This window comes from Egibacteraceae bacterium (assembly GCA_040905805.1).
Taxonomy (GTDB): Bacteria; Actinomycetota; Nitriliruptoria; order Euzebyales; family Egibacteraceae; genus DATLGH01.
The window spans coordinates 1-13831 of the sequence record JBBDQS010000069.1 but is presented as its reverse complement, the minus strand read 5'-3'; the positions used below and the strand labels follow the sequence as shown (position 1 = coordinate 13831).

The window sequence follows — 13831 nt, the reverse complement described above, 5'->3', positions numbered from 1 at the left end:
GTCGTCGGTGCGGTCGTGGATCACGGTTGGTAGCGGTCCACGCAGCTCTGGGCTGCCGGCGCCTCGCCGGGGAAGGCGGCGTCGCCGGCGACCACGAGCACGTCGCCGCCGTCGAGCAGGACGGCTGCGTGCTCGCTGCGGGGGCAGGACATGGAGCCGGCCGGCGCCCATTCGTCGGCAGCGGGATCGAAGACCTCGGCGGTGTCGAGCGAGCGCCTGGTGCCGCCCTGCACGAGCTCACCACCGACCACCAGCACGCGACCGTCGTCGAGGCGCGTGGCGGTCGCACCGCGTCGGGCGCCCCTCATCGCGCTCGCCTGCTCCCAGCTGCCCTGGCGCGTGCGGAAGATCTCCACGGTCGCCAGCGAGGAGTCGCCGCGTTCGCCGCCCCCGCCGCCGACGACGAGCACCCGTCCGTCACTCAGGGCCACGGCGGCGTGGTTGGCTCGCCCATCGGCCATCGCGTTGGTGCCGAGGAACGTGTCGGTGGCAGGGTCGTACAGCTCCGCCGATGACAGCGCGACGAGCTCCTCCCCGCCGCCCCCCATCCCACCGGCGATGAGCACCCGGCCGTCACCGAGCTCGGTCGCCGTGTGCTCGAAACGTGCGGCGCCCATCGACCCGGCGCTCTGCCAGGCGTCGGCGAGCGGGTCGTAGACCTCCGCGGAGTCCTGCGGACGCAGGGTCTGCCCGCCCCCGGCGCCGCCGGCGCCCTCCGGGCCGGTCCCGCCGGTCGCGAGCACGTGCCCGTCGTCGAGCACCGTGAGGGTGTGACCGAGGCGGGGGCTTGCCATCGGCTCGGCCATCGACCACGTCCGCGTCCCGGGATCATAGATCTCGACCGTCGCGAGGACCTCACCCTCGGCGAACCCGCCCGCCACCAGGACGCGGCCGTCGTCGAGCACGACGCCCTGGTGCCCCCGCCGAGCCTGCGCGAGCTCCCCGGTCGCCGTCCACGCCTCGTCCTGCGGGTCGTAGATCTCGCCGGCGGTCAGGGGGATCGCTCCCACTCCCCCGCCCGCGACCAGGACGCCGTCACCGGTCGGCAATGCGACCGTCGTGCCCCGGATGGACGAGGGTTCGGCCGCCGGCGACCAGGTGCCCTGCGGCTCCGCCGTGACCGGCTCGACGCCGGCCTGGGGCGAGTCCAGGAAGAGCGCGACCGCGATCCCCACGATCGCCAGGCCCACCAGCCCGAGCGCCAACGGCAGCCGGCGGCGCCGGGGAAACGTCGAGGGCGTCTCCACCGCGGGCTTTGCGCACGCCTCGCACTTCAGGCCCACCTCGGTGCGCACCGAGCACTTCGGGCAGAGGGGCTGGCCGCAGTCCACGCAGGACAGCCGCGTCGATTCGCCGTGGCGTTCGCATCTGACGGTCTGTGTCGCCATAGATGTTCTCCAAGGGGACGGGTTGAAGCGGCACCGGCCCTGCGGAACCCTCCCTCCGCCTCATGCGGTTGCGCCCGGTTGCGCCCGGTGGCGCCCACGACGAGTTCTTATCGACTCGCGGGAGCGGCCGGGTGCCCGCAGACCCTCGACAGGAGCCCGCGGACGTACCATCCTAGAAAGCGCGAGGGCTCCACGTAAGTGCGCGACGCCTCTAGTGACCCGGTCGTGAGGTGTGCAACAATGAGCGGCGATTGCGAGCGTGCCCCGCGGGAGCGCGCGATACTGCACGCCTGGCCCGCCCCGCGCCTTCGCAGGGTGGGGGATTCCACGCGGTCAAGTCTGAGGAGCGAAACGGTGCTGGTACGCGACCCGTGTCACCGCTTGACCGGCGGTGTGCTCATCGTCCTCGCGCTCGTGCTGAGCGGCTGCGCCCAGAGCACCGCCTCGGGCGACGGCGCAGGCCCGGACCCCACGGCCGGGTCGTGGCAGACCTGGTTGTTGACCGACGCCGACGAGGTCGCCGTGCCGCCTCCGCCCGAGCCTGGCTCCGCGGAGGCCGAGAGCGACGCTGACGCCGCGGCAGACGCCACGGCGTCCCTGGACGCCGAAGCCGTCGAGCAGGTGGAGCGGTGGGACGTCGAGCCCGCCGTGGCGCCCTGGATGGAGATGGCCCTGGACTTCATCGCGCAGCGCAGCAAGGACCCGGTTGCGGCGTCCCGCTCGTACGCGCTGGTTGCCACGGCGATGTACGACGCCAGCGTCGCGACGTGGCACTACAAGCACCTCTACGACCGGCCCGGCCCGGAGACCGCGGGTGAGGGACCGGCCGCGGCCGAGCCCGATCCCTCCTACCCCTCGGGTCATGCGGCCATCGCCGGGGCAGCCTCGACCGTCCTGGCCTACGCCTTCCCCGAGCAGCCGGCCCCGCGCCTGCACCAGCAGGCCGAGGAGGCCGCCGAGTCGCGCGTGCTCGCCGGGGTGAGCTTCCCGAGCGACGCGGAGGCCGGCCTCGAGCTCGGCAGGGCGGTCGGTGAGCTGGTGCTGGAGCGGGCGCAGGCCGATGTCGTGACCGACGAGGACCTGACCACGCGCGAGGGTGCGGCCAACTGGGAGGAGCTGCGCCCGGACGAGGAGGGGCTGTGGACGCAACCGCCGGGGTCGGTGCAGGTGCCGGTCAGCCCGCGGGCGGGGTCGTGGGAGACGTGGGTGCTCGAGTCCGGGGACCAGTTCCGCCCGCCCCCACCGCCGGCGCCGGACTCCCAGGAGTTCTACGACGCCATGCTCGAGGTCTACGAGGTCGACCAGAACCTGACCGAGGAGCAGAAGGCCATCGCGAGGTTCTGGGAGGGCGGTGAGGGCACCGCGCTGCCGCCGGGCATCTGGAACGAGGTGGTGCTGGCGTTCCTGGCCGACCAGCGGCTGAGCCTGCCCCAGTCGGCGCGGGCGCTGGCGCTGCTGAACGTGGCCATGGACGACGCGGCCGTGGCGGCGTGGGACGCCAAGTACACCTACTGGGGCGCGCGACCGGAGAACGCCATCCGCGACCTGGGCATCGACCCGGACTGGGAGCCATACCGGGACACGCCGATCTTCCCCGGCTACGTGTCCGGCCACGGCGCCTACTCGGGCGCCGCGGAGATGGTCATGTCCTACCTGTTCCCCGAACGTGCCGACCTGTTCCGTGAGCGCGCCGAGGAGGCGTCGATCTCCCGGCTGTACGGCGGCATCCACCACGAGCCCGACAACGTCGAGGCGCTGAAGCTCGGTCGCGCGGTCGGCGCCGAGGTCGTCGAGTGGGCCGAGCAGGACGGGGCGGACCGATGAGCGCCCACGCCCGCCGCCTCGCCCTCCTGATGGCGGTGGTGTTGGCCCTGGTGTCGTGCGGGGACGACACCGCCGACGACGACGCCCTGGGGGACCCCTTCGAGACGGTGGAGCGCGCCCTGCCCGACGAGGACGCGCCCGAGCGGGCGGCTCCCCGTTGGGAGGAGATCCTCACGGTGTCGGGCGACGGCCCGGCCACCGAGGAGTTCCCCATCCCTGAGGACGTCCTGCAGTGGCGGGTGCGCTACCGCTGCGACGAGGGGCAGCTGCAGATGGGGTTGGACACCGACGCCGACGAGCCCCTGCTGGACGCCGAGTGCCCCGACGAGGGCGAGGCCTTCTCCATCGAGACCGGCATCATCGAGCTCGGCATCGAGGCCTCCGGCCCCTGGGAGGCCACCATCGAGCAGCAGGTCGACACCGTCCACGAGGAGCCTCCCCTGGAGGGCATGGACCAGGCGGAGGTCCTGGCCACCGGGGAGTTCTACGGCGTCGAGCGGAGCGGGGAGGGCACCGCCACGCTCTACCGGATGCCCGACGGCGAGCTCGCGCTGCGGTTCACCGACTTCCAGACCGTGGCCAGCCCGGACCTGTTCGTCTGGGTCAGCGAGAGCGACGAGCCCATGACGTCCGAGGACGTCTTCGAGGTACCCCACGTCGACCTCGGTGTGGTCACCACCACCTTCGGCACCCAGAACTACGTGCTGCCCGACGACGTCGACCCAGAGCAGATCGGCTCGATCGTGATCTGGTGCGCGCCCCTGCAGATCGCCTACGCCGCCGCCGCGCTGCAGCCGTGATGCGTCCTCAGCGCCGGCGTCTTGTACGCGGACGCCGGCGCCGGAGGATCACGCCGGCCACGAGCAGGCACCCGGGCGCCATCACCAGCAGGCCCACCGCGATCAGCCGCCGGGCGCCGGCGCGTGCGTCGGGCAGGGTCACCGTCGCCGCGAAGATGTCCTGCCGTGCATGGTCGGGGTCCTCCGCCAGCCGGCTGTCGGTCCAGACGCCCGTCGCCGACTGGTCGTCGCTGACCAGACCGATCCGGGTGCCGAAGTCGATGCCGAGGTGCTCGGCGAGGTCGGGGCCGGTCTCCGGGTCGAAGGACTCCGACGAGACCCGCAGCGACCGGAACGAGTCTCCCCCGTCGGTGGAGTACGCGAGCATCGTGTCCATCGCCCGCTCGGCGCTGCGCTCGTAGTACAGCACGTCCACCCGGCCGCCGGGGGTGAGCGCAACCGTCGGCAGCAACCGCTCCGCCGCCGGCGCGTCGCTGACCGCCGCCGCGTCGGTCCACGTCCGGCCCCCGTCGTCGGAGCGGCGGACGAACACGTCCTCCTCCCCCTGGCGGGCGTCGGACCAGGCCGCGGCCATCCGACCGCCGTCGGCCAGCGCGAGGGAGGGGAACTCGGGGAGGAAGACGAGGAAGCGCCCGGGCGGCACCATGTCCGACTCGAACTCGACGCCCTCCTGGAAGGTCTCGCCACCGTCGGAGGAACGGGTCAGGACCAGCGCCGCCGGGCCCTCCCACGGCGGGCCCTCGAGGTTCTGGAAGTCACGGACGTTGTCCTTGAAGTCCTGGTAGAGCACCACCAGGTCGCCGTCCTCGTCGACCGCCGGTGTGGCCGCCCCCCCCCCGGGGCGGGCGGCGGCGCTGACCTGGACGGGCTCGGACCACGTCTCGCCCGCGTCGTCGGAGCGCACCGCGACGAGCGGGGCGTCCCCCACCAGCTGGAGCAGCGCCACGTCCGTCGCGTCGACGTACGTGACGTACAGCTCACCGGCGGGACCGACGGCGAGGCGCACCTGGAAGCTGAGCTCGCCGGCCACCGGCCGCGGGTCCTGCAGGGTCCGCCCGCCGTCGTCGGAGCGGGTGATCCAGACGTTGTCGGGGGTGTTGCCCTGGCCGACCAGGTTGACGTAGGTCACGTACAGGGTGCCGTCGGGCGCGAAGGCTGCGTCGGGCGCGAACGGGCGGTCAAGCTCATCGGGCAGGGGCGGCTCGGTCACCGACCAGGTGGCCCCGCCGTCGTGGCTGGCGTGCACCTCCGCGCCGAACATGGGGCGGTCGATGCGGTGGACGACCACGAGGTTGTCCGGGTCGGTGGGGTTGCGCACGATGCCCGGCGAGTTGCGCGCGTCCACGATGGACATGGGGCCACCCTCGTTGACGGTGGCGTTCGGGCCCACCTCGGGGTCCGGCGTATCGGGCCACACCGCCATGGCCACGGCCGCCGCGAGCACCCCCAGTCCGACGAGCAGCAGCGGCAGACCCCGCGTCTTGCGTTGCCGCTTGGCCGGCGGGCGGGCAGCGGTCGGGCTCTTGCCCCGCGTGCCCTTCGTCGATGCGGAACCACGGGCCCGACGCGTCGTCCCGGCTTTGGGGCTACGTGACGACGAGGCCATGGCGTATACGTCCCTTCCCAAGACCGGACGAAGAGGAACGGGGCAGCGGATCCGCCGCGATCCGCTGCCCCGTTATGCGCGCACGCCGCTATCCGCGGGGGCGCAGCAGGTGGTAGAGCAGGATGAGCTGGGTCAGGGCCAGCGGTTCGCTGCGTTCGCCGGGACCGAGCTGGCCGAGCGTGTCGGGCAACGGCTCGGAGGTGCCGAGGCTGTCCCAGATCGCCTTGGCCACCATGCGGCTGTCCTCGGGCGGCGCGTAGCCGTGGATGTGCAGCGCGTCGACCGGCTTGCCGTCCTCGTCCCGCATGAGCTTCAGGTGCATCGCGCCGTCGCCGACGTCGGCCATCATCTCGTGCAGCTTGGGATGGCGGATCGTCGGGCGCAGCAGCACCGTCGCCGACAGCGGGGTGTCGGGCGGGTCGTCGCGGCCCTCGATGGGACCGAAGCGCACGACGATGTCGGCGTGGGAGCGCTGGGGACGGATGAACGCCTCCGACTCCGGCTCACGCCGCTCCAGCTCGGCCAGGACCTGCTCGGCCTCGTAGCCGCGCTTGGACGTGTCGCGCTTGACCTTCCATTGCCGGCGGATCTCCTCGGGCGGGTCCAGGTAGACGCTCACGTCGAAGCAGGCTCGGGCGAGCTTCGTGTGCAGCGGTAGCAGCCCCTCGATGATCACCGCATCGTTCGGCTCGATGAGCTCGGGGCGCGTGAGCGACCCGTTGGTGTGGTCGTACACCGGCTTCAGGATCGGCTGGCCGGTCGCCATCAGCTGCAGGTGCTGCTCCATGATCCCGATGTAGTTGCAGTCGGGGTGCAGCGGCGTGAACGGCTTGTCCTTGCGCTCCTGGCGGTCATAGCGGTGGTAGTCGTCCACACACACCGAGCTGCTGGCACCAGGCCCCAGGGCATCGACGAGCCCCTGCGTCAAGGTGGTCTTGCCCGCGGCGGAGTCACCGGCGATCGCCAACATCACCGGCCGTGGCCGGGGTGGTCCCTTGTCCATCGTCGCGCGATGGATCCGCATCAACTTGTCCGGCACAACTCCTCCTTCTTCGCACGTGGCAGATATGGGGGGCGCCCATCATGCCCGAGCGCCCGGGCTTCATGAAATGGAGCGCGACCCTGCATGAAGCTCGGCGAGAGGTACAGGAATCGCAACTTTCGACGCTACTGCTCGGGAGTCCGAGATACCTCCCCCCGGCGGGGGGGAAGGTCGGGGGATTCACCCTCGGGGCTCGGCGGGGCGTACCCTTGACCTATGACGGCGCCAAACCCGATCCGGGTCGTGCTCGTGGACGACCACCAGATGGTGCTGGATGGCCTGCGAGCCATGCTTCATGCCTACCGGGAACGCGTCGAGGTGGTCGGCGAGGCCAGCGACCCCCGCGAGGCCATCGACCTGGTCACCACCACGGCTCCCGAGGCCGTCCTGCTCGACGTGCGGTTGAAGGGGGCCAGCGGCCTCGACCTGTGCGCGGAGATCCTCCAGCGCAACCCGGACTGCAAGGTGGTGTTCCTCACCGTCTACGACGACGAGCAGTACCTCTTCCAGGCCCTGCGGCTCGGGGCTGCGGGGTTCCTGCTCAAACGGGTGCAGGGCGCCGAGCTCGTCGAGCAGCTGGAGCGCACACGCGACGGCGAGACGGTGATCGACCCGAGCCTCGCCGGCCGGGTGGCGCGGTCCGCCGCCAAGCTGCACAGCGGCGAGTTCTGGCCCGGTGCGCATCTCGGTCTCACCCAGCGCGAGAGCGAGGTGCTCGCCCTGCTCGTCGCGGGACTGTCGAACAAGGCCATCGCGGGCAAGCTCGTGGTCAGCGAGGAGACGATCAAGAGCCACGCCCGAGCGATCTACCGCAAGCTGGAGGTGGCGGACCGAGCCGGGGCCACAGCGGTCGCGCTGCGCGAAGGGGTGTTCCACTAGCGATGGGTCGGCTGGGTCTGGCCGACGCGGAACAGGAAGCCCGCCTGCTGTCGCGCGCCATCGAGACGATCTCCGCCGGGCTCGACCTCGACGACGTGGTGCAGGGGGTGGCGCGGCTGGTCACCGAGACCACCGCCACGGACGTCTGCTTCGTCCACCTGCTGGAGGAGGACGGGACCTCCCTGCGGCTGCGGGGCGCGACGCCGCCGTTCGACGCGCTGAGCACCCCGGTCGTGCTGGCGGTCGGTGAAGGCGTGTCCGGTTGGGTCGCGGCCCACGGCAAGCCGGCGGTCATCACCGACGACAAGCTGGCCGACCCCCGCTACCGCTACATCCCCGCGCTGCGCGGCGAGGAGTTCACGTCAATGGCCTCGGTGCCCATCGTCGCCGCACCGGGCCACCTCGTCGGCGTCCTGAACGTGCACAGTCGGCGCCGGCGCGAGTTCACGCCCTCCGACGTCGAGCTGCTGGGCTCCGTGGCAGGGCTCATGGCCGGGGCCATCGAGAACGCCCGCCTGCACCGACGTCTGTCGGACCGGGAGGAGGCGCTCGAGCGCTTCGCCGAGCGCACGGTCGAGCTGCAGGAGAGCGAGCGGCGTCGCCTCGCCGGGGAGATCCATGACGGCATCAGCCAGCGCATCGTCAGCCTGTCGTTTCACCTCTCGGCGGCCGCCGACGCCGTCCAGCACGACCCGGCGTTCGCCGCCGGCCAGATCGCGGCCGCCCAGACGTTGGCCGGTGCGGCCCTGGAGGAGACCCGGCTCGCCATCGCCGGTCTGCGCCCACCGGTCCTGGACGACCTCGGGCTCGCCGCAAGCCTCGAAAGCCTCGCCCGAGACCTGCCGGGGCTCGCCGTCGAGGTGGACGCCAGTCCGTGCCATCTGCCCGAGCACGTCGAGACGGCGATCTACCGCATCGCGCAGGAAGCCCTGCAGAACGTGGCGAAGCACGCCGAGGCGACCCAGGTCGTGTTGCGCCTGTCCGAGTACGCCGACACCGTGCTGGTGGAGATCGCCGACGACGGCATCGGCTTCGACACCGCAAGGATCCCGGCGGACACCGACATCGCCCGGTACGGCCTCGCCGGCATCCGCGAGCGCGCCGAGCTCATCGGCGCAGAGCTGGAGCTCGAGTCCTGGCCCGGACGCGGGACGGCGGTGCGTCTCGCCATTCCGCGTCCTCCGCCCTAGTCGGGCAGCTGCGCGGGATACGCCGCCATGTCGGCAAGCGGCAGGACCTCGAACGTGGCGTAGTTGTAGACCGGCGACTTGGCCAGGAGGATCTCGAGCTCCTCGTTGGAGTCCACCACGTAGATCCATGCGCCCCCGTGGGACCCGACGATGTGGTAGCGGACCTCGACCTTGCCCTGCTCGATCAGCGGGTCGGCGTACTCGGGCATGCGCGCCACGGCGCGCATGACCTCGGCGGACAGCCGCGCCAGCTCGAGCTTCCAGAGCACCAAGAACTTCATGAGATCCTCGATTCCACGGTTACCGGTCAGCGCCCTATATAGCGCATCTGCCGTCCGTGGTGACGATCATCGCGCGCCCCGCCGCGCCGTGTGCCCCCGGCGCTACAACGGTGCGCTGAACAGGACCGGCCCACTGGGTGCGGCGCGCCCCCCGTCCGGCTCGGCGGTCACCGCGATCAGCTCGGCGCCGCGCACCGGTGCCTGGACCTGCACCGCCGTGCGCTCGGCCCCCACGTCGAACACCCCGGCGGGGACCGGCACCCCGTCATGGAAGAGCCAGAGCTGGTAGTCCCCGGCCGTGCCGAGCTCGTCGAGTCCCGTGGCGACCAGGTAGCCCTCGTCGGCGGCGTGCAGGAACGTCACCTCGACGCCCTCGGGAGCGTCCAGGGGGACGGCCTGGGCCACCGCAAGGAACTCGGGGGCGATGGCCACCGCCGCCGCGTCCCGCGGTGTCTCGTGGAGGTAGACCGACAGCCCGCCGAGGCTGAGCAACGCGGCGACGAGCAGACCGGCGACCGCCGCGAGCTGCGGACGAAGCCGGTCGGGCAGCCCGCGGCGTCCGCTCCGCGGCGACGACGACGAGTCCTGCCGTATCCCTGCGGCGGCGTCGAGCACACCGGTGCGCAAGGAGGTGGGAGGAGTGCGGGCAACCACCTGCGCGAGGAGCCCAGCCGTCTCCAGGTACCCGTCCACGTCGACGCGGCACGCCGGGCACACCGCCAGATGGCGGCTGAAGAACGCACGCTCGTCGTCGGGCAGCGCGTCCAGTGCGTACGCGCCGGCCAGCACGTGGGCGTGGTCGGTCATGCCGCACCATCCTTCCGGCGTTCGTGGTCGGGATTGGGCGGTCGCGGGAGCGAACGCCTCCCCGCTGTCGTGAGGGGTTCGGAGAGGTGAGCCGTCCGGATGGCCGCTCCGGTGCGCGCCTACTCGGTGACGACGATCTCGGCGATCATCGAGTTGTGGACCTGGCAGAAGTACGCGAAGGTCCCCGCCTCGGTGAACGTGTGCTCGCCGCTGGCTTCGGCCTCCGGCAGGTCCACGTCGAAGGTGCCGTCCTCGTCATCCGGGGTCCCCGACGTCACGGTGTGGCGGACCCCGTCCACGTTCTCCCACACGACGGTCGTGCCCGTGGACACCTCGAGCCGCTCGGGGTCGAAGGCGAAGCCCTCGACCACCACCGTCTCGCCATCCGCGCCACCGCTTTCGGACTCGCCGGCGTCGTCACCGCTGCATGCCGTCGCGGCAAGCACGATCGTGGCGGCTGCAACAAGGACCATGCGGTTGGAGCTCTTCATCGTGTTCTCCTGACAAGCGGGTCGCCGGAGCCTGCCGCGTCCGAGTCTCCGCGGAAGCGGATCGCCACGCAATGACCGGGCGTCCTCCGAAGGCGGTAGGAGCCTGGCCAATCCGCACTGCCGCCAGCGGCGAACCCGTCGTGCGAGCCGGGAAAAGGCCCACAGCAACCACCGGCCCGCTCGACAAAACAACCCGGAGGAGAACATCGTGATGACACAATTCCGCCGCAAGGCTGCACCGTTCGCGGCTGCGGCCGCCGCTGCACTGGCCCTGGCTGCTTGCGGGACCGACGACGAGGCCCCACCCACCGACGACGTCGGCATGGAAGAGCCCGACGACGCCGATGTCGGCCAGACCGACGACCCGGAGGCTCCCTCGGAGTTCGCGGTCGACATCACCAGCACCGGCGACCCGTTCGCCGACGCCAAGGCCGCCGCTCACCACGTCAAGGGGGCCGCACAGACGCTCGCCGGTGGCATCGCGACGGCGGCCGCCATGGAGGGCGACCCGAACAGCGGCGCCTCCGAGCTGCGCGCCAGCCTGACCGGTCTGCTGCAGGAGCACGTCTACCTCGCCGGCTTCGCCGTCGACACCGCCTACGGCTTCGGCCCGGACAGCGGCGAGTTCGAGCTCGCCGCGGCAGCACTGGACGAGAACTCCGTCGAGCTCGCCGACCTGGTCGGCTCTGCGGCAGGCCCCGACAACCGTGAGGCGTTCCTGGAGCTGTGGCGCCAGCACATCGGCTTCTTCGTCGACTACGCGGTGGCACAGGCCGGCGGCGACCAGGAGGCTCGCCAGACGGCGCTTGACAGCCTCGAGGGCTACACCGGCGACGCCGGTGCCTTCTTCGAGAGCATCACCGGAGGCGAGCTGCCGGCCGACGCGGTCGCGCAGAGCCTGCAGGGCCACATCGCCACGCTGACCGCCGCGATCGACGGTTTCGCCGCCGGCGACGCCGGGGCGTTCGACGCGCTCAAGGGTGCAGCCGACCACGTCGTGGGGGGCGCTGCCGTGCTCGCCGGCGGCATCGCCACCGCTATCGAGGCCGACGGTGACACCGAGTCGCAGGCCTCGCAGCTGCGCTCAGGTCTGACCGCGGGGCTGCAGGAGCACGTCTACCTCGCCGGCCTGGCGGTCAAGACCGCCTACGCCGAGGGTGCTGACAGCCCGGCATTCGAGGCGGCTGCCGCGACGCTCGACGCCAACTCCGTCGAGCTCGCCGACGGCATCGGCCAGGTGGCCGGAGACGAGAACCGCGAAGCGTTCCTGGAGCTGTGGCGCCAGCACATCGGCTTCTTCGTCGACTACGCCGTGGCGACCGCCGGCGGCGACCAGCAGGCCCAGGCCCAGGCCATCGAGGACCTGGCCGGCTACACCGGTGACGCCGGAGCGTTCTTCGAGAACATCTCCGGTGGCGAGCTGCCTGCCGATGCGGTGGCCGAGGGCCTGCGGGGACACATCTCCACGCTGGCCGGTGCCATCGACTCCCTGAACGCAGCGATCAACAGCTAGCGCTGCCGTGCAGGACACCGGGGCCCACCTCCCGTGCACGACGGGGGTGGGCCCCGGCGCTTTGTCCGCACCACACCGAACTCACGCCCGAGAGGTCCCATCATGCGCGTTGCCGCCACCAGCGTCCTCGTGACGCTTGTCCTTCTGGGTACGGCCTGTGCCAACGGGGAGGATGACGCCGCCGAGCCCGCCGCCACGAACGATCCCGCCGCCGAGGAGTCGGCTGCTGACACCGGGGCCGTCGCCGAGGTCGACCCGGTCGACGCCCAGCCCGCCGCCGAGGTCGAGCTCGCCATGTTCAACTTCGTCCCGCCGACCGTTGAGGTGCAGGCCGGCGACACGGTGCGCTGGACCAACACCGACGCCACCCGTCACACCGTGACCGCCGGGGTCGACGCCGAGCCCACAGGCGCGTTCCACCTCACCTTCGACGGCCGCGGGGACAGCGCAGCGCTGCAGTTCACCGAACCCGGCGAATACCGCTACTTCTGCACGCCGCACCCGTTCATGCAAGGCACCGTCACCGTCACCGGTTGACCAATCCGGTCATCCGCACGCCTCGAACCAAGCATCAACGCAGCGGGGCGCCGACTGGCAACCGCTGTCCCTGTCCCGCAAACCCGAACCGATCGGAAGGTCATCAGATGACACATACCACCGCCGTCCATGCGCTCCGTCTGCCGCTTCTCGCCACCACCGTGCTCGCGTTCGCGCTGGCGCTCGCCCTGGGGTTCGCCAGCCCGGCGGCGGCGACCACCGGGGAGGGCTTCCAACCCACGGGGCCAGGCTTCGTCGACCCGAGCCCCACGACCACCGCTCCCGCTCCCGCTCCCGCTCCCGGCCAGAGCCCGGTCATCGATGCGACGCCCCCGACCGGCGGCGTCTCTGCCGGGTTCGGTGGCATGGCCGCTGACACCGACGGTCTGGGCGCCCCCCACGCGGTCGCCGCCGGGCTGCTCGCGCTCATGACGACGGGCCTGGCCGTCCGCCGCCGCGCTGTACGGGCGCAGGCGCTCTAGCTTCTGATGGCCGTGCCGCCGCCGCAGGAGCCGGCCTCCACCGCCCGGCCTGGCTCACGCCACGGCGGGGCGGTGGCATGCGCCGGCGTGCTCACCATCGTCGGCACGGTCGTGGCCATGGCCGTGTGGTTCGCCACGCCATCGGCACCCGCCGAAGCGCCCGTGGCCCAGCCCTCGGCGGATGGCCGGACAGACCCAGCGCCGCAGCTCCCGGCCGACCCGGCCCGGGTCCACGTCGCCGCGCGGGGCATCACGGCGGACACGATCGCGCTGGGCAAGCACGCCGACGGCAGCCTGGAAGTCCCCGAGAACGCGCAAACAGCCGGGTGGTGGACCGGTGGCGCGATCCCCGGGGCACCGGGCGCAGCGGTCATCGTCGGCCACGTCGACTCGCACGATGGGCCCGGGGCGTTCTTCGGTCTTGCCGGCGCCGCCGCCGGAGACCGGGTGACGGTCCAGCGGGCCGACGGCTCGGACGTGCACTTCCGCGTCGCCCGCGTCGAGACCCACGCCAAGGACGCCTTCCCCACCACGGCGGTGTACGGGCACACCGAGGCGCCGACGCTGCGCCTTGTCACCTGCGCGGGACGGTTCGACCCTGCGGCGCGCAGCTACGAGGACAACGTGGTCGTCTTCGCAGACCTGGAGATCAGCGAGGGCAGCACCCAGGCACCAGGACACCAGCCGCTCGGGGAGGCCGAGGGATCCGTCGCCTTGCCCCCGCCGACACCGGGACCCGACGGCCGCAGCCTGCCCATCGGGCTGGCGACGCTGGGTGTCATCGGTACCGCTGCCGCGGTCACCCGCCAAGCCCTCCGAGTGGGCGCCTGAAGGCGATCCGCCTCACGGTGGCCGTGTGGCCCGGCGTCTGGCCTGGGCGTCTGGCCCGGCCGGACCGCCCGCCTCACGGTGGCCGTGTGGCCCGGCGTCTGGCCTGGGCGTCTGGCCCGGCCCCGCCTCTTCGCGTCGTCGGTGGGCGTCAGACGCCCCC

At 72.1% G+C, this 13831-nt stretch carries 14 protein-coding genes; 8 read left to right on the top strand and 6 right to left on the bottom strand.

From position 1 onward, the window contains the following. Nucleotides 1-20: 20 nt before the first annotated feature. Nucleotides 21-1388, bottom strand: a complete 1368-nt coding sequence (locus WD250_07720) for a kelch repeat-containing protein (protein ID MEX2620092.1) — start codon at nucleotides 1386-1388, stop codon at nucleotides 21-23. 354 nt (nucleotides 1389-1742) lie between these two features. Here WD250_07720 and WD250_07715 point away from each other — a divergent pair, with 354 nt between their 5' ends. After that, nucleotides 1743-3212 (top strand): phosphatase PAP2 family protein, encoded by a 1470-nt coding sequence (locus WD250_07715; GenBank protein MEX2620091.1) that lies wholly within the window; start codon nucleotides 1743-1745, stop codon nucleotides 3210-3212. Then, a complete protein-coding gene (locus WD250_07710) occupies nucleotides 3209-4012 on the top strand; it encodes a DM13 domain-containing protein (protein ID MEX2620090.1) in 804 nt (267 codons plus the stop codon). The genes WD250_07715 and WD250_07710 overlap by 4 nt, the downstream gene beginning before the upstream one ends. Before the next feature lie 7 nt (nucleotides 4013-4019). Here the strand turns inward: WD250_07710 and WD250_07705 are convergent, their stop codons facing one another. Then, nucleotides 4020-5618 carry a sialidase family protein gene (locus WD250_07705; GenBank protein ID MEX2620089.1) on the bottom strand — a complete coding sequence of 533 codons (1599 nt, stop codon included), beginning with the start codon at nucleotides 5616-5618 and terminating at the stop codon, nucleotides 4020-4022. A gap of 88 nt (nucleotides 5619-5706) precedes the next feature. Then, a complete protein-coding gene (locus tag WD250_07700; protein MEX2620088.1) occupies nucleotides 5707-6657 on the bottom strand; it encodes a phosphoribulokinase in 951 nt (316 codons plus the stop codon). Between the two features lie 219 nt (nucleotides 6658-6876). On the opposite strand from WD250_07700, the gene WD250_07695 reads away from it, so the two are divergent. After that, nucleotides 6877-7539 carry a response regulator transcription factor gene (locus WD250_07695; GenBank protein ID MEX2620087.1) on the top strand — a complete coding sequence of 221 codons (663 nt, stop codon included), beginning with the start codon at nucleotides 6877-6879 and terminating at the stop codon, nucleotides 7537-7539. A gap of 2 nt (nucleotides 7540-7541) precedes the next feature. Next, a complete protein-coding gene (locus tag WD250_07690) occupies nucleotides 7542-8729 on the top strand; it encodes a GAF domain-containing sensor histidine kinase (GenBank protein MEX2620086.1) in 1188 nt (395 codons plus the stop codon). Here the strand turns inward: WD250_07690 and WD250_07685 are convergent. The 3 genes from WD250_07685 to WD250_07675 all read right to left on the bottom strand — a co-directional run bounded on the left by WD250_07685 (nucleotide 8726) and on the right by WD250_07675 (nucleotide 10308). After that, nucleotides 8726-9010 carry a muconolactone Delta-isomerase family protein gene (locus tag WD250_07685; protein ID MEX2620085.1) on the bottom strand — a complete coding sequence of 95 codons (285 nt, stop codon included), beginning with the start codon at nucleotides 9008-9010 and terminating at the stop codon, nucleotides 8726-8728. The two genes, WD250_07690 and WD250_07685, sit on opposite strands and share 4 nt — an antisense overlap. A gap of 102 nt (nucleotides 9011-9112) precedes the next feature. Further along, the gene (locus WD250_07680) at nucleotides 9113-9817 is read right to left on the bottom strand and encodes an anti-sigma factor (GenBank protein MEX2620084.1); all 705 of its coding nucleotides are present in this window, start codon (nucleotides 9815-9817) and stop codon (nucleotides 9113-9115) included. Nucleotides 9818-9936: 119 nt separating this feature from the next. Next, a complete protein-coding gene (locus tag WD250_07675; protein MEX2620083.1) occupies nucleotides 9937-10308 on the bottom strand; it encodes a plastocyanin/azurin family copper-binding protein in 372 nt (123 codons plus the stop codon). A 211-nt stretch (nucleotides 10309-10519) separates the two neighbouring features. Between WD250_07675 and WD250_07670 the strand changes: the two genes are divergently transcribed. The 4 genes from WD250_07670 to WD250_07655 all read left to right on the top strand — a co-directional run bounded on the left by WD250_07670 (nucleotide 10520) and on the right by WD250_07655 (nucleotide 13671). Beyond that, entirely contained in the window at nucleotides 10520-11821 is a 1302-nt protein-coding gene (locus WD250_07670) for a hypothetical protein (GenBank protein ID MEX2620082.1), read from the top strand. A gap of 102 nt (nucleotides 11822-11923) precedes the next feature. Continuing rightward, nucleotides 11924-12358, top strand: a complete 435-nt coding sequence (locus tag WD250_07665; protein ID MEX2620081.1) for a plastocyanin/azurin family copper-binding protein — start codon at nucleotides 11924-11926, stop codon at nucleotides 12356-12358. 107 nt (nucleotides 12359-12465) lie between these two features. Then, nucleotides 12466-12840 carry a hypothetical protein gene (locus tag WD250_07660; GenBank protein MEX2620080.1) on the top strand — a complete coding sequence of 125 codons (375 nt, stop codon included), beginning with the start codon at nucleotides 12466-12468 and terminating at the stop codon, nucleotides 12838-12840. Nucleotides 12841-12927: 87 nt separating this feature from the next. Next, nucleotides 12928-13671 (top strand): class F sortase, encoded by a 744-nt coding sequence (locus tag WD250_07655; protein MEX2620079.1) that lies wholly within the window; start codon nucleotides 12928-12930, stop codon nucleotides 13669-13671. Nucleotides 13672-13831: the final 160 nt, after the last annotated feature.

Bases quoted from the DNA above. Each gene is read 5' to 3' on its own strand.
- WD250_07665 (MEX2620081.1), top strand. From the start codon at position 11,924: ATGCGCGTTGCCGCCACCAGCGTCCTCGTGACGCTTGTCCTTCTGGGT.
- WD250_07720 (MEX2620092.1), bottom strand. From the start codon at position 1,388: ATGGCGACACAGACCGTCAGATGCGAACGCCACGGCGAATCGACGCGG.
- WD250_07660 (MEX2620080.1), top strand. From the start codon at position 12,466: ATGACACATACCACCGCCGTCCATGCGCTCCGTCTGCCGCTTCTCGCC.
- WD250_07670 (MEX2620082.1), top strand. From the start codon at position 10,520: ATGACACAATTCCGCCGCAAGGCTGCACCGTTCGCGGCTGCGGCCGCC.
- WD250_07695 (MEX2620087.1), top strand. From the start codon at position 6,877: ATGACGGCGCCAAACCCGATCCGGGTCGTGCTCGTGGACGACCACCAG.
- WD250_07690 (MEX2620086.1), top strand. From the start codon at position 7,542: ATGGGTCGGCTGGGTCTGGCCGACGCGGAACAGGAAGCCCGCCTGCTG.
- WD250_07705 (MEX2620089.1), bottom strand. From the start codon at position 5,618: ATGGCCTCGTCGTCACGTAGCCCCAAAGCCGGGACGACGCGTCGGGCC.
- WD250_07675 (MEX2620083.1), bottom strand. From the start codon at position 10,308: ATGAAGAGCTCCAACCGCATGGTCCTTGTTGCAGCCGCCACGATCGTG.
- WD250_07685 (MEX2620085.1), bottom strand. From the start codon at position 9,010: ATGAAGTTCTTGGTGCTCTGGAAGCTCGAGCTGGCGCGGCTGTCCGCC.
- WD250_07680 (MEX2620084.1), bottom strand. From the start codon at position 9,817: ATGACCGACCACGCCCACGTGCTGGCCGGCGCGTACGCACTGGACGCG.
- WD250_07710 (MEX2620090.1), top strand. From the start codon at position 3,209: ATGAGCGCCCACGCCCGCCGCCTCGCCCTCCTGATGGCGGTGGTGTTG.